The organism is Pseudomonas sp. NPDC047961, assembly GCF_050272435.1.
Classification (GTDB): Bacteria; Pseudomonadota; Gammaproteobacteria; order Pseudomonadales; family Pseudomonadaceae; genus Stutzerimonas.
On the sequence record NZ_JBNNMD010000001.1, the window covers coordinates 137324 to 157022 of the forward strand.

At 58.8% G+C, this 19699-nt stretch carries 14 protein-coding genes, 2 tRNA genes and 1 pseudogene; 15 read left to right on the forward strand and 2 right to left on the reverse strand.

Annotated features, from left to right (window positions below; all coding sequences use genetic code 11):
• Window positions 1-72 precede the first annotated feature (72 nt).
• Window positions 73-1362, forward strand: a complete 1290-nt coding sequence (locus ACQKIK_RS00655; protein ID WP_499134350.1) for a M18 family aminopeptidase — start codon at window positions 73-75, stop codon at window positions 1360-1362.
• A gap of 33 nt (window positions 1363-1395) precedes the next feature.
• Here ACQKIK_RS00655 and ACQKIK_RS00660 read toward each other — a convergent pair whose 3' ends face one another.
• The gene (locus ACQKIK_RS00660; RefSeq protein ID WP_499134352.1) at window positions 1396-2358 is read right to left on the reverse strand and encodes an NAD(P)H-quinone oxidoreductase; all 963 of its coding nucleotides are present in this window, start codon (window positions 2356-2358) and stop codon (window positions 1396-1398) included.
• A 295-nt stretch (window positions 2359-2653) separates the two neighbouring features.
• Between ACQKIK_RS00660 and ACQKIK_RS00665 the strand changes: the two genes are divergently transcribed.
• Both ACQKIK_RS00665 and ACQKIK_RS00670 read left to right on the forward strand, forming a co-directional pair.
• Window positions 2654-4750, forward strand: coding sequence for a carboxy terminal-processing peptidase (locus tag ACQKIK_RS00665; RefSeq protein WP_499134354.1), 2097 nt, complete (start codon window positions 2654-2656; stop codon window positions 4748-4750).
• Window positions 4751-4845: 95 nt separating this feature from the next.
• A pseudogene (locus tag ACQKIK_RS00670) lies at window positions 4846-5575 on the forward strand (EAL domain-containing protein); the annotation flags it as partial.
• A gap of 335 nt (window positions 5576-5910) precedes the next feature.
• Here ACQKIK_RS00670 and ACQKIK_RS00675 read toward each other — a convergent pair.
• Entirely contained in the window at window positions 5911-6216 is a 306-nt protein-coding gene (locus ACQKIK_RS00675) for a hypothetical protein (RefSeq protein ID WP_499134356.1), read from the reverse strand.
• 410 nt (window positions 6217-6626) lie between these two features.
• Here ACQKIK_RS00675 and ACQKIK_RS00680 point away from each other — a divergent pair.
• The 12 genes from ACQKIK_RS00680 to ACQKIK_RS00735 all read left to right on the forward strand — a co-directional run bounded on the left by ACQKIK_RS00680 (window position 6627) and on the right by ACQKIK_RS00735 (window position 19695).
• Window positions 6627-6703 (forward strand) — tRNA-Met (locus ACQKIK_RS00680).
• 182 nt (window positions 6704-6885) lie between these two features.
• A tRNA-Met gene (locus ACQKIK_RS00685) sits at window positions 6886-6962 on the forward strand.
• A 745-nt stretch (window positions 6963-7707) separates the two neighbouring features.
• The gene (locus ACQKIK_RS00690) at window positions 7708-8481 is read left to right on the forward strand and encodes a hypothetical protein (RefSeq protein WP_499134357.1); all 774 of its coding nucleotides are present in this window, start codon (window positions 7708-7710) and stop codon (window positions 8479-8481) included.
• A gap of 60 nt (window positions 8482-8541) precedes the next feature.
• Window positions 8542-9723, forward strand: a complete 1182-nt coding sequence (locus ACQKIK_RS00695; protein WP_499135155.1) for a DegT/DnrJ/EryC1/StrS family aminotransferase — start codon at window positions 8542-8544, stop codon at window positions 9721-9723.
• Window positions 9724-9745: 22 nt separating this feature from the next.
• Window positions 9746-11272, forward strand: coding sequence for a lipopolysaccharide biosynthesis protein (locus ACQKIK_RS00700; RefSeq protein ID WP_499134359.1), 1527 nt, complete (start codon window positions 9746-9748; stop codon window positions 11270-11272).
• A 1-nt stretch (window position 11273) separates the two neighbouring features.
• A complete protein-coding gene (locus ACQKIK_RS00705; RefSeq protein WP_499134361.1) occupies window positions 11274-12203 on the forward strand; it encodes a glycosyltransferase family 2 protein in 930 nt (309 codons plus the stop codon).
• 64 nt (window positions 12204-12267) lie between these two features.
• A complete protein-coding gene (locus ACQKIK_RS00710; protein ID WP_499134363.1) occupies window positions 12268-14478 on the forward strand; it encodes a polysaccharide biosynthesis tyrosine autokinase in 2211 nt (736 codons plus the stop codon).
• A gap of 20 nt (window positions 14479-14498) precedes the next feature.
• Window positions 14499-15242, forward strand: coding sequence for a WbqC family protein (locus tag ACQKIK_RS00715; protein WP_064482095.1), 744 nt, complete (start codon window positions 14499-14501; stop codon window positions 15240-15242).
• Window positions 15243-15289: 47 nt separating this feature from the next.
• Window positions 15290-15793 carry a transcription/translation regulatory transformer protein RfaH gene (gene rfaH, locus ACQKIK_RS00720; protein ID WP_045428307.1) on the forward strand — a complete coding sequence of 168 codons (504 nt, stop codon included), beginning with the start codon at window positions 15290-15292 and terminating at the stop codon, window positions 15791-15793.
• A 44-nt stretch (window positions 15794-15837) separates the two neighbouring features.
• A complete protein-coding gene (locus tag ACQKIK_RS00725; RefSeq protein ID WP_499134365.1) occupies window positions 15838-17097 on the forward strand; it encodes a glycosyltransferase family 4 protein in 1260 nt (419 codons plus the stop codon).
• Window positions 17042-18361 carry a hypothetical protein gene (locus tag ACQKIK_RS00730; protein ID WP_499134368.1) on the forward strand — a complete coding sequence of 440 codons (1320 nt, stop codon included), beginning with the start codon at window positions 17042-17044 and terminating at the stop codon, window positions 18359-18361. The genes ACQKIK_RS00725 and ACQKIK_RS00730 overlap by 56 nt, the downstream gene beginning before the upstream one ends.
• Window positions 18358-19695, forward strand: coding sequence for a hypothetical protein (locus ACQKIK_RS00735; protein WP_499134369.1), 1338 nt, complete (start codon window positions 18358-18360; stop codon window positions 19693-19695). The genes ACQKIK_RS00730 and ACQKIK_RS00735 overlap by 4 nt, the downstream gene beginning before the upstream one ends.
• Window positions 19696-19699 lie beyond the last annotated feature (4 nt).

The following is a 19699-nucleotide window of genomic DNA, read 5'->3' on the forward strand; positions in this document are numbered from 1 at the left end:
TTGGAGCTTGCGGCCTGTAGCTCGCACCTTGTTCCGCGATAAACTCCGAGCCATTGCCGTCCGGAGCCCACCATGCGCGAAGAACTCAACCAGGGTCTGATTGATTACCTCAAGGCCTCTCCCACCCCATTCCACGCCACCGCCAGCCTCGCCCAGGCCCTGCAGACCGCCGGCTACAAAGCATTGGATGAAAGCGAGACATGGCATACCGAACCCGGCGGTCGCTACTACGTTACCCGCAACGACTCCGCGCTCATCGCGTTCCAGCTGGGCAGCCAATCGGTCATCGAACATGGCATGCGCCTGGTCGGTGCGCACACTGACAGTCCCTGCCTGCGGGTGAAACCCCAGCCGGAACTGCAGCGTCAGGGCTTCTGGCAACTCGGAGTGGAAGTCTACGGCGGTGCGCTGCTTGCTCCATGGTTCGACCGTGACCTGTCGCTGGCGGGGCGCGTGACCTACAGCCGCGACGGCCGGATCGAAAGCCAGCTGATCGATTTCAAGCTGCCCATCGCAGTGATTCCGAGCCTTGCAATTCACCTCAATCGGGAAGCCAATCAGGGCTGGGCAATCAATCCGCAAAACGAGCTGCCGCCGATCCTGGCGCAAGTCGCCAGTGAAGAAAGCCCGGATTTCCGGGCGCTGCTGGCGGACCAGCTGAGCCGCGAGCATGGCCTGGTTGCCGACGTCGTACTGGATTTCGAGTTGAGTTTCTACGATACCCAAAGCGCTGCGGTGATCGGCCTGAACGGCGACTTTATTGCCGGTGCCCGCCTGGATAATCTGCTGTCGTGCTTCGCCGGCCTGCAGGCCCTATTGCGCGCCGGGCCCGAAGAAACCTGTGTGCTGGTGTGCACCGATCATGAAGAAGTCGGCTCCACTTCGATGTGCGGTGCGGACGGGCCGTTTCTCGAGCAAGTACTGCGCCGCGTACTGCCTGACGGCGAATCCTTCCAGCGCAGCATCAACCGCTCCCTGATGATCTCGGCCGATAACGCGCATGCGGTGCATCCCAACTACAGCGACAAACATGACGGCAATCATGGGCCGAAACTCAATGCTGGGCCGGTGATCAAGGTCAACAGCAACCAGCGATACGCCACCAGTAGCGAAACCGCCGGCTTTTTCCGCCATCTCTGTCTGGAAAACGAAGTGTCGGTGCAGAGCTTCGTCACCCGCTGCGACATGGGCTGCGGCTCGACCATTGGCCCCATCACCGCCAGCCAGCTGGGCGTGCGCACGGTGGATATCGGGCTACCGACGTTTGGCATGCACTCGATCCGCGAGCTGGCCGGCAGCCAGGATCTGGCGCATCTGGTGAAGGTACTCAGCGCTTTCTATTCCAGCGCCGAACTGCCTTGAGACGAGGCATCCAGGCGCATGCGCCTGGATTGTTCACACGAGGCTTTTGTCGATGATCAACGCAACCTTGCCGGACACCTGGTTGCTCGCCAACGCGGCAAAGGCCGCTTCCACGTCGCCGACCGGGAAGCTGCGCTCCAACCGCGGCGAGAGGCTCTGGTTGGCGAAAAGCGGCCAGACCCTCTCCTGCATTTCGGCTAGCAAACCGGCTTTGTCGTCAGCCGTGCGGCTGCGCAACGTCGAGCCGATCAGCTGGATTCGTTTGCTCAGCAGGACTCCCAGGTCGACCTCGGCCTTGCGCCCGCCCATCAGGCCAATGACTACCCAACGCCCGTCCGCCGCAAGCAGCTGAGTGTTGAGCGCTACATACTTTGCGCCAACCGGATCGAGAACCAAATTGAACGGCCCGAAGTCGCGAAGCGCTTCCAGTGATTCATCCCTAAGCACACCGCCCTGGGCACCCAGCGACTCGCAGTAGGCCAGGCGATCGGCCGACCCAACACTGACCCAGCATGGGTTTTCAAACGCCTTGCACAACTGGATAGCGGCCGAACCGACACCACTGGCGCCAGCGTGCAGCAGGACCTTTTCACCAGGCTGCAGCCCACCCAGGCGGAACAGATTCAGCCATGCCGTGGCATAGACCTCAGGGATAACCGCCGCCTCCGTCAACGACAGGCCTTGCGGTACGGGAAGAACATGCCGGCTATCGACGACAACCTCCTCGGCCATGCCGCCACCTGCCAGAAGCGCGCAGACACGGTCACCGACCTGGTACGAAGCGCCAGCGCCCACCTCGCTGATCACCCCAGCGCATTCCAGACCAAGGATATCGGTCACGCCGGGCGGCGGCGGGTAGTGTCCTGCGCGTTGCAGCAAATCGGCACGGTTCAGGCCTGCTGCGGCTACCTGGATCCTGACCTCTCCATCGCCGCTCTTCGCAGCGGTACGCTCCGCCCACGCCACCTGTCCCTCGACGCCTTGCAATGCCTTCATGCTGCCTCCATAGTGGTTCACACCTGCGCCCGCTAAACCGTGACTCCGGCAGTGCAGGCCGCTGATTAAGTTCTACCAAGGCTACATAGCGATACGCCCGTCTAAAACCAAGGATTGCCTTTTCGGTATCCTCTGGTGCGGCGAACCGCCCTGCCGCCTCGGTGCGATCTGCATCGCGGCATGCCAGCCGCCAGATACATCGGGCTGTGTTTTTCCCGCCGGGCGGATTCCGTCCTGGCGCCTGATTTGATGGCCTAATATGCGTTATTACTCAGCCTCGCGTCGCCCCCTCGATATGAAACGATCATTGACCGCAGGCTTTCTAGCCCTGCTGGTTGGCCTTCAGGCCACTGCCACCTTCGCCAAACCTGCCGACTCGAATGCATGGGACTATCTGCAGCCTGACCGTGATCAGGTCATTGCCAGCCTCAACGTGGTCGAGCTGCTCAAGCGCCATCACTACAACAAGCCCCCGCTGAACGACGCCCGCTCAGCGAAGATCTTCGACAGCTACCTCGAGATGCTCGACCCCTCACGCAGCTATTTCACCGCAGGCGACGTCGCCGAATTCGAAGCCTGGCGCAACCAGTTCGATGACTTCTTGAAGAACGGCAACCTCGAGCCTGGGTTCATCATTTACAAAGTGCATCTGGAGCGGCTGCAAAGCCGGCTGGAGTACGCGTTGAGCCTTTTGGACCAAGGCGTCGACAGTTTCGACTTTTCCCTCGACGAGGAGCTGCTGGTCGATCGCGAGAACGCAGCGCGTCCCGAGAACGAAAAGGAACTGGACGACCTCTGGCGCAAGCGTGTGAAAGACGAAGTGCTGCGATTGAAGATCGCCGGCAAGGAGCCCAAGGCCATCGAGGAACTGCTCACCAAGCGCTACAAGAATCAGCTGGCGCGGCTTGAGCAAACCCGTGGCGAAGACGTATTTCAGACCTACATCAACGCCTTCGCGCAATCCTACGATCCGCACACCCAGTATCTGTCTCCTGACAATGCCGAAAACTTCGATATCAACATGAGTCTTTCTCTGGAAGGTATCGGGGCTGTACTGCAGAGCGACAACGAGCACGTGAAGGTGGTGCGCCTGATCCCGGCTGGCCCTGCCGAGAAGAGCAAGCAGATCGCGCCTGCCGACAAGATCGTAGGCGTTGGTCAGAGCGACGAAGAGATGGTCGATGTGATCGGCTGGCGGCTCGACGAAGTCGTCAAACTGATCCGCGGTCCCAAAGGATCAGTTGTCCGACTCGAAGTCATCCCGGCGAGCAACGCGCCAAACGACCAGAGCAGCAAAGTCGTCGCAATCACCCGCGAAGCGGTCAAGCTTGAGGAGCAGGCGGCTAAGAAGTCGGTGCTTAAACTCAATCAAGACGGTCGTGACTACAAGCTCGGGGTCATTGAAATTCCGGCGTTCTATCTCGATTTCAAGGCCCTGCGTGCCGGCGACAAGGAATACAAGAGCACGACCCGAGATGTGAAAAAACTGCTCACGGAGCTGGAGAAGGAAAACGTCGATGGAGTCGTCATCGACTTGCGTAACAATGGCGGCGGTTCCCTTCAGGAAGCCACTGAGCTGACCGGTCTGTTCATCGATCAAGGCCCTACGGTCCTGGTCCGCAATAGTGATGGCCGCGTCGACGTTCTGGCTGATGAGCAGCAAGGCGCGTTTTATAAGGGCCCGCTGGCAGTGCTGGTTAACCGACTGTCCGCATCGGCCTCGGAGATCTTCGCTGGCGCCATGCAGGATTACCACCGGGCACTGATCGTCGGTGGACAGACATTCGGCAAAGGCACCGTACAAACTGTCCAACCGCTTAATCACGGCGAACTCAAGCTGACGCTCGCCAAGTTCTACCGAGTCTCCGGACAAAGCACTCAGCATCAAGGCGTCATCCCGGACATCTCCTACCCCGCCGAGGTTGATACCAAGGAAATTGGCGAAAGCGCTTTGCCTGAAGCGATGCCATGGGACAGCATTCGAGCAGCGGTCAGCCCGGACATGAATCCGTTCAAGCCGTTCCTCGCCGAACTCAAGGCTCGTCATGAGGGGCGGACCAATGAGAATCCAGACTTTGTATTTACTCGGGATCGCCTCGCACTGACGCAGGAGCTTACTCACGAGACGACTATCAGTCTCAACGAGGAAAAGCGCCGGGCGCAGCAGGAGCGGATCGAGAAGCGTCAGCTGACACTGGAAAACACCTTGCGCAAGGCCAAGGGCGAGGAGCCACTGGCCAAGCTCGAAAAAGAAGATGAGACGACGCCGCACGTTGAAGATAAAAAAATCAAACCCGAGGACGATGCCTATCTGTCAGAAAGCGGCAGAATTCTGCTGGATTACCTGGGCTTGCAAGAGACGATGGCTAAGAACCAGCCTGTCGAGCGCTAAACAACAGATGTCATCAAAATGACATCGTAGTGTCGTGAAATGCGAAGGGCCGCCATTGTGCGGCCCTTCGCATTTTAAGGCCGCACGAGACCATCATGACCGTTACCGAGCAGTTGAGCACGCTGGATTCCATCCTTGCTCACGGCAGCGTTACCAGCCTGTTCCAGCCCATCGTGTCGCTTTCCGAACGACTGATCCTTGGATACGAAGCGCTGACACGAGGGCCATCGAACACCTCGCTACACTCCCCTATCAACCTGCTCGCAGCAGCTCGACATGCCGGCCGACTCAATGAGCTGGAAATGACCTGTCGCGAGAACGCCTGTCGTCGCTACAGCCAGCAGCAGCTGCAGAGCAAACTGTTCCTCAACGTGTCTCCGGAAACGTTGTTGGATGCTAAGCACAAGCCGGGCCGCACTCTAGAGTTACTGCATCAATACGGCATCTCTGCCGACAAGGTGGTGATCGAACTTACGGAGCAGACGCCCACCGACGATTTCGAGCTGCTGCGTGCAGCCTTGCATCACTACCGTGACATGGGCTTTTCCATCGCTCTGGACGACCTCGGTGCTGGCTATTCCAGCCTGCGCATGTGGTCGGAGCTGCGCCCCGATTACGTCAAGATTGACCGCTACTTCATAGACGGTCTTCACCGCGACGCCGTGAAGCGCGAGTTTGTCGAATCGATCATGAAGATAGCCAGAGCGTCACAGGCTCAGGTCATCGCGGAAGGCATCGAGCTGAGTGAAGAACTGCACGTCCTTTCAGATATGGGCATCGACCTGGTTCAGGGCTATCTGTTGGGGCGACCTGAGGAGGAGCCAAGCGCCAGTGCTAGCCTTCGTTTGCCCAATTTTGAAAACCATGGCAAGCCATTAGGGGACGACCACCCGGCTTGGGCGCTCTGGCAGCCAAGCAAAGCGCGCTCCTTCCCTTCCATTCGGGCAGCCTGTTGTAGCTGTTCCATCAACAGGCAAATTTGAACATCGCAGCGCGACACGCAAGTGGGCTTCAACGTAAGTAACAGCTGCTGTCCGGCGACCTGTCACAGCAGCGCCACCACTGACGATGGATGATCTCGTCGAAGCTAGCAGCAGTGGAGGCAGCATCGGGCGACGACATTTTCCTTTTGCCGTTATCGGCTCATAAAACGGGTTCGATTAATCCTGATCTCGATCACCCAACGTCCGGCGCGGGCGATGCTCCATATCGGTATCCGTGTCGCCATGATTGGATTGCTCATACGCCTGCTGCGGTCGCTGGTCGGGTACTTTGCGATCCTTCTCGGAATCTTCCGATAGTCGCTCGATACCCGCACCGGTGCCCATAGACCCATTACCTAGGGTTCGATCGACCGAGCCCGAGTTCTGCGCCAGCTGAACGGTGCCTGGCATTGTGACGCCAGCTGTAGCCGTGGCTGTAGCTGCAAGCGCCGCTACCAGCGCGATAGGCAAATAGCTCCGCATACCCTTCTCCTCTATTCGAGCGCTCCCAGCTATTTAGGCAGCCGGCTGCCGGCATAGGTCCACGTTGCCGACAGATGGAAAGCGGAACCGTTGTTTGCATTTCGCGGTCCACTACATCGAGAGCAGATGATGTCTAGTTAGAAAGGAATCCAACGATGATCACACCGCCACTGGTAATTCTTCTGATAGTGATTGGCTGGAGTGCAGCCGCCCTGGCGATGCTTTGGGGCATGCTGCGAATCGCGCGTCACCATCACAAAGCGTCCCCTAGCGCACGACCAGCTCGACACCAGCCCGCCTCGGCCGAGCCCCACGCCGCGCATGTTTCGCTAACTGCCTGACGAAAGATTGTCCGTTTGGCAATAAAACCGTGACAGATCAACCGAAAGATGTAGAATGCCGCCCACAGACGCGGGATGGAGCAGTCTGGTAGCTCGTCGGGCTCATAACCCGAAGGTCGTCGGTTCAAATCCGGCTCCCGCAACCAAATACGAAAAGGCCACTCAATCGAGTGGCCTTTTTCGTTTGTATCGCCGCATGACGCCTGAGCGGATACGCTCAGCTCGTTGTGCCAAGCCAGCCAACCTGGCTAACCACCTGAAAATAAAACGCTTTATCGCCGCGGAAGGTTGACACGGGTTCGTCAGCCTGTAGAATGCCGCCCACAGACGCGGGATGGAGCAGTCTGGTAGCTCGTCGGGCTCATAACCCGAAGGTCGTCGGTTCAAATCCGGCTCCCGCAACCAAATAGAAAGGCCACTCATTGAGTGGCCTTTTTTTTGCTGTTCGCTTTGCCACATAAATAACTTATCTCGCATATAAAACCCGCCCCTTCTTTTAATTTTTCGGAATAAATGAAGAAGCTTTCAGCGCACATCTATTTGTTGCGCAAATGGTCGTAGATCAAACGGATTAGTTCCGAAGATTGAGCCAAACTAAGCCCCTCCCGACCTTCGCCTGCCTATCAGAGTAATAACTCCCTTTGCTATCAATGAATTGAGACAAAGCACCCTGTTGGTGCATTTATTTTTTTTTTCGGATCTTGACTGCCGTCAGGTTCTGAATGTTAACTACATCACATAAATCAGCAGCAGTTCATTTAGGGCGGCAAACCAAAGGAAGCCGGTACTGCGCTGATGCACATGGATGGCGTTTCCCCAGTTGTAGCTGGGCTGCCTGCGACAATAAATACTTTGATGCTTATCTCGAATTCTAGCCGAGTGCGGTAGCTCTGCCTGAAGCCTACTGCGGAGCCCGCAACTCTGGTTCAACAACAACGCAGACAGGGCCACAGGCGCCTAAGCGGCTGGTGGCGGTAGGTTCGCCAGGACGAATTACGTTAGCGGGAAGTCTATGCAGCGCTACTTGGGCTCATAGTTTTCTCAACGGTAATGCCACCTGCACCAGCCAATACCGTTGTCGAGAAGATTTGACTTTCCTAATACCTGACTAAAACGCTTACTCGACTGTATTATCCAACTGGAGTGCATCGTGAATACATCTTTTCGCAACTTGGAAGCGTCAGCCCTTCAGTTAATTACCAGCGAAATAAATAACAAAGGAAGTTCCTGCATTACCAACTTCCTATCAAGCGAACAACTGGCATCGCTTAAAGAAAGCGTCCGGGTCGAGGCCGAAAAACATAAGGGAAGTTATTTCGCTCATCATGGTGGCGGCGAAATAGAGAGTTGTCTATTGGGCGCGCTAGGCGCTTCGCCAGAGTTTCGGAATATGTTGGCAAGTGTCTATCAGGCGGGCGCAGGGCAAGCCGCTTATAGCGATGAAATACTTAAAGTCCTGCGCTGTGTGCAGGGGACCTCAGGCCGGCGCGAGTCCAATTGCTTTCACTACGACGCCAGTCTGGTCACCGCACTACTGCCCATCGAAATTCCTCAAGACGGGGTCGATCGGGGTGATCTCATTCTGTTCCCCAACGGTCGCCGCATACGCTCCAATGTCCTGGTTAACGTTGTGGAAAAAGCGTTATTGCAGAACGCACTGAGTCGAAAACTGATCAGCGCGGCCATCCGCCACAAGCTTTTGCGACCCGAAAAGCTTCAACTTGTCCCGGGCAACCTCTATCTGTTCTGGGGCTACCGCACACTGCATGCGAACGAACCCTGCGATCCCTCCCACCGCCGCGCAACAGCCATCTTCCACTATGGCGATCCCCACGCCGGTAGCTTCGCGACCCGCATGATCCTCAAGCTGAACCAGCGTCGGGCACGACGCGCAACAGCCCTGGGTACGCAACCTACTGCGTGATCTGACAGACGCACTTTTTTGCGTCTGCTATCCGACGTGACGACCGATAAGGACATCGAGATGATCAATGTCACCAAATCGTATCTGGGCAATAAAACCAAATTCCTGGGCTACGTCGACAGCATCTACGCATCCGGTTGGTTGACCAATCATGGTCCGCTGGTGACTGAGCTGGAGGAGCGGCTGCGCGATTACCTGGGTGTCAGGAATATCATCCTGACCAACAACGGGACCTTGGCGCTGCAGATCGCTTATCGGGCTCTGAATCTCTCCGGCAGCGCCATCACAACTCCGTTCAGTTTCGTCGCCACCACCAGTTCGCTGCAGTGGGAGGGCGTCCGGCCGATATTCGCGGACATCGACAAGGCCACCTGGAACCTGGATCCCAAGGCGATCGAAGCGAGGATAGAGGCCGACACCCAAGCGATCGTGGCCACCCATGTCTTCGGCAATGCGTGCGACGTTGAGACTATCTCGCAGGTTGCGCAGCGGCATCGCCTGAAGGTGATCTACGACGGCGCCCACGCGTTCAGCGTCCGCTACAAGGACCAGTCGGTATTCAACTGGGGCGACATCAGCACGCTCAGCTTTCACGCTACCAAGCTGTTCCACACCATCGAGGGCGGCGCCATCGTCACCAATGATGACGCCTTGGCGGAAAGGATTCGCTTGCTCTGCAACTTCGGCATTGTCGACACCGACATCATCGACGGCATCGGTATCAACGCCAAACTCAACGAATTTGCCGCCGCAATGGGGCTGTGCATCCTCGACGAGATGGCGTTGATTCTGGAGCAACGCGAGGAAATCGCCAGCCGCTACGAACAACAGCTCGGTGATCATTTCGACTTGCAGCGCCAGCAGCCGTACTCACAACGCAACCACAGCTACTTCCCGATAGCCCTGACGGATGAAAACCAACTACTGCAGTGCCGGGCGGCGCTTAAGAACAAGGGTATCAACCCGAGGCGCTACTTCTACCCCTCGTTAGACACGCTCAGCTACGTGCAGCCGCAGATCCCACAAACCGAGTCCCGCGCCCTGAGTCGCCGGGTGCTGTGCCTGCCGATCTACCCGGGCCTGCCACGGCACGTCCAGAACACGGTTATCGAAACGCTATTGAATCAGTCATCGCAGGGCAGACGCCTGGCCACCGAACGCGTCTGGCCTCAGGTCGCTGCCAGTCTGTTGCTGGAAGACCGTTTAAGCGCGCCAGCCCCAGCGTACAAGCGCATTTACTGACTCAATCAGAACGGCTGACGACATGTCCGATCGAAATCTATCGATGCTTCGCAACACCGGCCTTAGCTACGCAGGCCAAGCGTACGCCATGCTCATCGGGATTCTGATCCTGCCCTTCTATCTCGGGCACCTGGGCGCCGAGGCCTATGGCCTGATCGGTTTTTTCGCAGTCCTGCAGGCCTGGCTGCAGCTGCTGGACGCCGGCCTGTCCCCTTCGTTGGTTCGTCAAATAGCGCATTTTCGCGGTCGTAACGGCTCCGCGGCGCAACGCTACGAACCGGGACAGCTGCTGCGTTCGTTCGAACTCATCTTTCTGCCGCTGGCACTGCTCACCGCGCTCAGCATCCATTTCGCCAGTGGTTGGATCGCTCACCAATGGTTGCAGGCAGAGGAGCTGAGCAGCGCCACGATCGTCCATTGCATCAGCCTGATGGGCTTGATGATCGGCCTCAAACTCTACGCCACCCTCTACAAGAGTGGCCTGCAAGGCCTTGAGCTACATGCATGGCTGAACAGCGCAAATGTCATCGTCGCCACGCTGCGCTATTTCGGTGGGCTGTTTCTGGTGGCCAATATCAGCCAGAACCCACAGGACTTCTTTGTATTCCAGGCCGCTGTCGGACTGCTCGAAACGCTTATCTTCGCCGTCAAGGCGTACAGTTTGATGCCCAATCCGAAGCTGCTGACCGGCTTCAACTGGGCAGTGATCAAGCCGGTTCTGCCCTTCGCTGCTGGCATTTCGCTGACCTCGGTGCTGTGGATCGTCCTGACGCAGCTGGACAAGGTGCTGCTGTCCAACGTGCTACCGCTTAAAGAGTACGGCTATTTCTCGCTGGTCGCTCTGATGGCGACCGGCATCATGACGTTGACCAATCCACTGGTGCAGACGCTGCTGCCGCGGATGACGATGCTCGTCGCTGAAGACCGGATCGCCGATATGCAGGCGCTCTACCTGAACGCGACCCGGTTCGTCTGCAGCCTATTGTTTCCCTTGGCCGGCGTGATCGCATTTCACGCCGCCGATCTGGTTTTCGCCTGGACCGGTGACGCAGAGGCAGCGAAATGGAGCCGCCAGATACTGCCCTGGTACGTGGTCGGCAGCGCGATCATGGCCGTCACCGCCTTTCAGTTCTATCTGCAATACGCCTACGGTCAGCTGCGCCTCCATGTGTGGTTCAGCTTGGTCAGTGCAGTGCTGAGCATTCCCGTGGTCATTTACGCAACCCTTGAGCATGGCGTGTACGGCGCAGCGCTGGCCTGGTTCGGGCTACGCATGCTGACCTTTCTGATTTGGCCGTCGATGGTGCACAAGCGCTTCGGTGCCGGCCTGCATCGACCCTGGCTACAAGATCTGTTGCGTATCACGGCCATGACCGGCCTGGGTCTGCTGATCGGCGAACCGGTGTTCGCCGCCATCGCCAGCGAAAACCGATTCGACATTCTTCTAGGGCTGGCCGTCAGCGGACTGATCTGCCTGACGCTGGTGGCCTTCACCTCCAGGCCGGTAGTGATGCGGCTTTACGTAATGATGACCAAGTCGAGCGTTTGAAATGGATACCCAATCGAAAACCGAACAGGACGTCATGGCAGCGTGGGGCAATCAACGATCTCCCCTGCTGAGCATCATCTGCCTGACCTACAACCATGCAGCGTTCATAAAGGAAACGCTGGAAGAATTCATCCGGCAGGAAACCGATTTCCCATTCGAGGTGATCGTCCATGACGACGCCTCGACGGACAGCACCACGGCAATCATCCGTGAATACGCCGCGCGCTACCCGAACCTGATCAAGCCGATCTATCAGCGGGAGAACCAGTACAGCCTAGGGGTGCCGTTCAGCACGCGCCTGTTCGCTCAGGCCGGCGGCAGGTACATCGCCTATTGCGAAGGGGATGATTACTGGACGGACCCGCGCAAGCTGCAGCTACAGGTGGACTTCCTCGAAAAACATCGCGACTACGTGATGACCTATCACGATGCATTCATGTTCAACAGTCAGGGCGTCGTCCGTACCCCTCATCTGACCGGCAAATATCGAAAGGACGCGAGCGCTCTACAGCTGAAACAGGCGCGCCCGATTTCAACCCTGACCGTCTGCTTTCGCAATCTGCTGCATGAGCTTCCGCCGGAGCTGCACGGTGTCGAGGTTCTGGACATCTGTTGGTGGTCATTGCTTGGTGCTCATGGCAAGGGCAAGTTCATCGAAGAGATCAAACCTGCGGCCTACCGGGTGCACGAAGGCGGCATCTTCTCGATGCGCAGCAGCAAGCAACGCATCCAGATGACCACGCACGCCTATTACAACCTCGCTCGTTACTACCAGCGCATCGGCGACCCGTCGCTTTACGAGTACTTCATGATTCAGGTGTTCGCTCAGGTACTCGCTTCGATCTCCCCACTCAGCAAGCTCCAGGCGCTGGGCCAGGTCTTCCAGAACATCAGCATCAATCTTTTGCGCAGGCTGACCCCAGGTGTCTGACGAACACCTGGCCGTCACGCCCGCTGCTGCACCGATGGCGCAACACTCAAGGAAGGAACCCGCAATGACTGCAATGGCCCGCTCTTCGCTGGACTACGACGGCGATAACCGGATCGATCTGGCGCGCATTCTGCGCGTGGCGTTCGATCACAAGCGTCTTATTTTCACCATCACCACCCTCTTCGCGCTGCTCGGCATCGCCTATGCCATCGTCGCCACCCCCATCTACGAAGCCACCGCGATGATCCAGATCGAGCCGAAGAAGGCGGGTATCACCGGCATTCCGGAAGCCGTGCCCAGACCGAACTCGGTATCCCAGGCGATTACCGAAATAGAGCTGATCAAATCCCGTGCTGTGCTGGGAAGCACGGTCAATGATCTGAAGTTGTACATCACCGCACGGCCCAAGTACGTCCCGCTGCTTGGCAGCTACCTGGCCCGCCAACACGATCCCGTGGAAGACGGCGAGCTGGCTGCTCCGATACTGGGAATGGACAGCTACGCTTGGGGCGGAGAAAAGCTGGACATCTTCCAGCTGGACGTGCCGGAAGCCTACCTGGGCGAGAAAATGCTGCTACGTGCAGGCACTGCCGGCTCATACCGTCTGTACGACGCTGATGAAAAGTTGCTGCTGACCGGCAAGACCAACGAGGCCGTGCAGCACGACGGTTTTCGGGTACAGGTCGCCGAACTCAAGGCCCGTCCCGGCACCGAGTTCATCGTCGTGCGCAGCCGCCCGCAGACCACCGCGCTGGACTACCAGAAGCGACTGAAAGTGGGGGAAGCCGGCAAGGACTCCGGAATTATCTATCTCACGCTCGAGGACCCGGATTCGGAGAAAGCCAATCGCGTCCTCGATAAGATCAGTCGTCTGTACGTGCTGCAGAACATCGAACGCAGCTCCGCCGAAGCAGCCCAGCGCCTGGAGTTTCTGCGGACTCAGGTGCCGTTGGTGCGCAAGGAGCTGGAAAAGGCCGAAGCCGCCCTCAACGACTATCAGACCAGCGCCCAGTCGGTGGATATCAGCATCGAGACCAAGGGCGTGCTCGATCAGATCGTCGCGCTGGAATCCCAGATCTCCGAGCACAACCTCAAGCGCACTGAATACAACCAGCTCTACACGCCGGAACACCCGACCTACCAGACGCTGATGAAGAAGATCGGCCAGTTGCAGGCGCAGAAAGCCGCGCTGATGGGGAAAATCGACACCCTGCCGATGACGCAGCAGGAACTCCTGCGCCTGAACCGCGACATGCAGGTCACCACGCGCACCTACACGCTGTTGCTGGACAAGGCACAGGAGCAGGACATCCTGCGTGCGGGCACCATCGGGAACGTGCGGGTCATCGACAGCGCGTACGCGGTGGTGGAAAAACCGGCCAAGCCCATCAAGCCCCTGGTGGTACTGGTTGCGATCTTCGTCGGGCTGCTGGTGTCGGCGATGGTGATCTTGCTGCGACAGGTGTTCTATCGCGGTATTGAAAGCCCCGAAACCATCGAAAATCTGGGTACTCCCGTGTATGCGGCGCTGCCCTTCTCGCCGAAACAGGAGCACCTGTACCGGTTGCGGAAAATCCGCGATGGCCGAAGCAAGCTGCTGGGTCGCGCCGATCCGGCCGACCTGGCGATCGAATCTCTCCGCAGCCTGCGCACCAGCCTCAAATTCGCCATGCTCGAGGCACGCAATCAGGTGCTGGTCATCACCAGCCCTACTCCCTCGGTGGGCAAATCCTTCGTCGCCAGCAATCTGGCCTCGGTCATCGCCCAGGCCGGTCAGCGCGTACTACTGATCGATGCCGACATGCGGCGAGGCTATCTGGCCGGCATGTTCGGCCTGGCGCCACGCAACGGGCTGTCCGACGCCCTAGCCAGCGGTTTGCAACTCGCCGCCGTCGTCAACAAAACCGATCAGGCCAACCTGCATTTCATCGCTAGCGGGCATTCCGCGCCCAACCCCTCGGAACTCTTGATGCACGAGAACTTCGCCCGGTTGCTGAAAGAAGCCGAGCGTGAATACGACTTCGTGATCGTCGATACACCACCGGTGTTGGCAGTAACGGATGCCGTCCTGGTTGCACAACAAGCCGGCACCTGCCTGTTGGTGGCCCGTTATGGGCTGAGCACCGCCGGCCAGGTCGAAGCCTCCAAGCGACGCTTGGCGCAGAACGGCGTACTGCTCAAGGGCGCCATCCTCAACGGCGTCAAACGCCGGGCCTCGAGCTCCGCCTACGAGACCGGGGCCTACGGTTACTACAGCTATTCTCAAAAAGCCTGACACACGCGAGGGATAAGCCCGTGCTCAGAACCGTCTCGATGATGCAGCCCTACCTGTTCCCCTACCTTGGCTATTTCCAGCTGATCGCGCGCAGCGATGTCTTTGTGCTGGGCGACGACCTTCAGTACGTCAAGGGCTCCTGGATTAACCGTAACCGCGTGCTGGCGAACGGGCAGCCAAAACTGATCACGTTCCCGTTGCGCAAAGCGAGCCAGTTCTCCCCGATCAACCAGCGCTGGCTATGCGACGAGTTCGAGCAGGAAGCTCAGAAACTGTTGAAAACGCTGGAGCTGAGCTACTCACGCGCACCACACAAGACCGAGGTGATAACGCTGGTGCGCCAGATTCTGGCTCATCCGGAACGCAACCTGGCGCGCTTCATCGAAAACTCCATTCGGCGGATCTGTGCCTATTTGCAGATCGCCACACCGATCCGTATCGGCTCGGAGTTGGGCTTGCCGGCACGCATGGACAAGCAGGAACGCGTCGTCACCATCGCCCACAAGATGAACGCCGAGCTATACATCAACCCCATTGGCGGCACGGCGCTCTACTGTCCTGCCTACTTCAGATCGAACGGACTGGTGCTGCGCTTTTTGCGCATGGATGACTTGAGCTATCCGCAGTTCAACCATCCCTTCGTGCCCTCGCTGTCGATCATCGACGTATTGATGTTCAACAGCCGAAGCGAAGCGCAGGCACTGCTCAAACGCTTTTCTCTGGTCGAGGGAATAGAGCAGTCGGCCACGTTGCAAGGCGCATGACGTCGACAGAACGGACATTGAAATTTTCACTACGGAAGGCAGTTCATATGACCTCGCTCAGCAGCGCTCGCTGGTACCTGATCCAGACCAAACCCCGCCAGGAAAGCCGCGCCGAAGACAATCTTCGACGTCAGCACTTCGAGTGCTACCGGCCAGTAAAGCCAAACGCCGCAGGGAACGGAAAGGCGGACGAAGCGCTCTTTCCGGGCTACCTGTTCATCCGTCTCGATCGGCAGCTGGATAACTGGTATCCGATCCGCTCCACTCGCGGCGTCGCCCGAGTGGTGGCCTTCGGTAGCGAGCCGACGCCGGTCAGAGACGAGCTGATCGAGCAGTTGCGCCAACGCCTGGCGGCCCCGTCCCAGAAGCCGCAGTTCGAACCCGGCGAAAAGGTGCAGCTGCACGGCGGCAGCTTCAACGAGCTCGAGGCGATCTTTGTCAGCGCTGACGGCGAGAAGCGTTCGGTGATCTTGCTGAACCTGCTGCAGCGTGAACAAAAGGTCCGTGTGCCCACGCGCTACCTCTGCAGCATTGCCGCCCTTCTGGCCTAGCGCTGGCCTGTCGATCGGATTGACGGCTCATTGAGGGGCACACCATGAAAGTTCTAGTTCTACACAGTTTGTATGCGCCCCATATCGGCGGCGGCGCCGAAATCGTCGTCCGCCAGATCGCCGAAGGGCTCCAGCGACGCGGCTGCGACACAGTCGTACTGGCGACCGGACCAGAGGCCGGGCTGCACGAAGAAGAGCTCGACGGCGTGCGGATCTACCGAGCCGGGCTGGATAACTTTTATTGGCATTTCACCCAGTCCCGTCCCAGCCGACTGTTGCGGCTCGGTTGGCACTATCGAGACCGTTACAACCGAAGCATGCGGCGGCATGTGCGCCACGTCATCGAGCATGAACGGCCTGACGTTGTGGTGTGTAACAACCTCACCGGGTGGTCGATATCGGCCTGGGATGAGATCAGCGCGGCCGGGCTGCCGATCGCTCAGGTGCTGCACGACCTTTACCTGCTTTGCCCCAAGGACACCATGTTCAGCAAGGGCCGAAGCTGCGAGCGCCAGTGCGGCATGTGTTCGGCCTTTCGCCAGCCGCATGCTGCTGCGTCGGCTCAGGTCGCAGCGGTCATCGGAGTGAGTCGTTTCGTCCTCGATCGAATAACGGCCGAGGGCTACTTCAGCAGGGCCAGCCAGCATGTAGTGCACAACTGCGTCGACTCCAGCCACAGCCACTCGGCCAAGCCACGCCTGCATCACAGCGGCCTGCTGCGCTTCGGTTACATCGGCACGCTGTCTGAAAACAAGGGGGTGGGCTGGCTGATCGAGCAGTTCCAGGCGCTGTCCATCAACGCCACGCTGGAAATCGCCGGTCGCGGCAAGCTGGATTACGAAGCGAAGCTCAACGAGCTGGCCGACCCTTCCAAAGTGAGGTTCGTCGGCTATCAGCCTTCAGAACGCTTCATGCAGGGGATCGATGTTCTGGTCGTACCGTCAATCTGGGCTGAGCCTTTCGGGCTGGTGGCGGTCGAGGCCTGCGCACAGCATCTGCCCGTCATCGCCACGAACATGGGCGGCCTGCCGGAGATCATCCGGGACAACCTGAATGGCTTGCTGTGCAAGCCGACCGATCCCGACTCCCTCGGCAGGGCCATGCTCAAGCTCTATCTGGACAGTGGCCTGCGCCATCGATTGTCCAGCCAGGCACGCGATAGCGTCGCCACCTTCTTAGATACGGAACGAATGCTCGATCAGTACCAGTCGATCCTGTATTCCACGCTGCACGGCCGGAGCGCCCACGATGAACCCGAGTTCGCTGACCATTTCGCACCGCAGGTCGAGACCGCTGGCGATTGACAAACCCACTGTGCTCACGCTGATCGCGGCCTCGCTGCTGATCAGCGAAACCTTTGCCGGCGCACTTCGCTACTACCTGGATGTTGCTGGCGTGTCCGCCCTGCTCTACCTGCCAAAGCTGGCTTGCGTCGCCGCAGTTGCGTTGGAATTACCCAGGACGCAAAGCAAACCCGGCGTGTGGCTGGTGCTGTTTGCTGTGCTGGTCTCGAGCCTGTTCGCGCTGCTGCACGGCGCCACGCTCGGCAATGTCGGCTTCAGTCTGTTCATCTACATTCCGCTGCTGTTCGGCTTGTTCTGCGGCGGCTACCTGGAACAGAGGACCCGCCTGCTCAGCTGGGTAATCGGCCTGTGCCTGATCGCGTCCCTGCTCGGCATTGCGCTGGACATGTTCACCAGCGTGCCGTGGAAGGGCTATAGCTACATGATGGGCGACGTCGAGTTGACCGCTAACAAATCATGGGCCTTCGGCAGTACCGACCGTCTCGCCGGGTTCGCCAGGATGTCGACCAACCTGGCCGTGATGATCGCCTTGTACAGCCTGTTCCTGGCGGCGTTCCTGCAGTCGCGATTGTTACGGATGGCGCTGTACCCGTTGGCCTTCGGCGCAATCTTTCTGACGACCAATAAGTCCACCGCGGCGGCTTACCTGTTGACCCTGATGATGCTGTTTCTGGCCGGCTATCGCCTGCCCAGCGCCACGGCATTTTTCATTGCCGTGCTGACCGGAATGGCATTGCCGATCGCCAGCCTGCTATTGAACATTCCACAAAGCGAGGCCTATAGCGCCAGCCTGCTGGCGTCCTTCAATGATCGATTGATTCACAGCTGGCCGAATTTCATCGACGTCGTAACCAATGAAGATTGGGGCTGGTGGGGCGCGGGTTTCGGTGCAGTAGGCAGCAGCGCGGCAGCCTTTCCATTGGCCTGGCTGGAATTGCTGAGCATCGCCGACAACACCGCGCTGTATCTATGGGGAATGCTCGGCGTATTCGGCGTGCTGCTGTATCTGTTGCTGTTTCCGCTGCTGTTGCGCCTGCATGACCGTGGCCCGCGCATTCGCGACGCGCTGCTGGGGATCGTTTTCTGCACCATCCTGATTGGCTGGGCAACCGACGTACTGGAAGTCACTACGGCCACCCTATTCCTCGGCATGGCCATCGCACATGCCCTGACACCGCGTGAGCGTCACCACCCGATTGCTTCGGTATCAACGCGCTACGGCCTTGAGCTCGACAAGCGAAGAAACAGGGACGACCGGTCATGAAATGTCGCCATCCATTGCACCGTTTGGCACTTGCCGCCGCTGTGACCGTCTTTGCCATGCAGGCACCGGCACAGCCAGCTGAGGACCCGTTCATCCTGGGGGTCTGCTCGCATGATCTGCACCTGCGCGACAGCACCAGCAAGGGCGTGCAGATGCTGAAACAAGCTGGCATCGAGTCCGTGCGCACCGATGCGCACTGGGCCTTCCTCGAGCGCAGGCGCGATCAGCTCAAGGTGGAACCGCACTGGCCTAAGTATCTTGCCGGCAACGAAGCGCAGGGGATCGACAGCCTGTTCATTCTTGGCTACGGCAATCGCTTTCACGGCGACGGCGAGAAGCCACGCAGCGAACCGGTACGCTCCGCATTCAACCGCTACGTGGCGTTCACCGCCGAGCAGTTTCGCGGCCGCATCAAGCACTACGAGATCTGGAACGAATGGGACGTCGAGGACCCGGTCGATCCGCAGTTCACCGCGGACTACGCCCGGCTGATCACCGATGCCGCGGGCATCATCCGCCAGCATGACCCGTACGCCAAGGTACTGGCCGGTGCAGTGACCACGAAGGGCATCGAATCCGGCTTCGCGCTGCGCCTGATCGAAGCCGGAATCATGCAATCGGTCGATGGCCTCTCGTTGCACCCCTACGTTCATTGCAGGCGTCGAGGGGAGAACACACCGGAAGCCTGGATCGAATGGCTCGCCGGCGTCGACATGGAACTGTCCCGTGCCGCCAATAAACCGGTGCCGCTTTACCTGACGGAAATGGCCTGGCCTGCGCACCAAGGTGCCTGCGGCATCGACGAAACCCTACAGGCAGCCTATCTGGCACGGAGCTTTTTCCTCGCCAGAACATTAGCCAACGTGCGCGGATACTGGTGGTACGACTTCCGCAACGACGGCACCGAAAAGCGCGAACGGGAACACAACTTCGGCCTGCTCAGGCAGGACTACTCGCCAAAACCTGCGTACCGGGTGCTCGAAGCGATCAGTCCGATCATCAAGGATTACCAGTTCCTAGGGCGGGTCGAGGAATCCAGAAACAGCGTTCTGCTGCGCTTCGGCAACGACGAAGAACAGCTTCTGGTGGCCTGGAGCACTACAGACCAGACCCGCCCCGTCACCATCACCTCGGCAGGCAAGTCAGCCAGCAACCTGAAACTGCTGGATACCGCTCAGCCCGACAAGGGATGGACCACCGCTATCGCCTGGCAATGCCCGAGCAACGCGGACCACTGCGCCGCCCGCGTCGAACTCAGCGCGTTTCCGAAAATCCTCAGCCTCGGGCCTGATTCGGTCGGATCCGAGCCCTTGCAACCCATCTCGACTCGTTGAACAG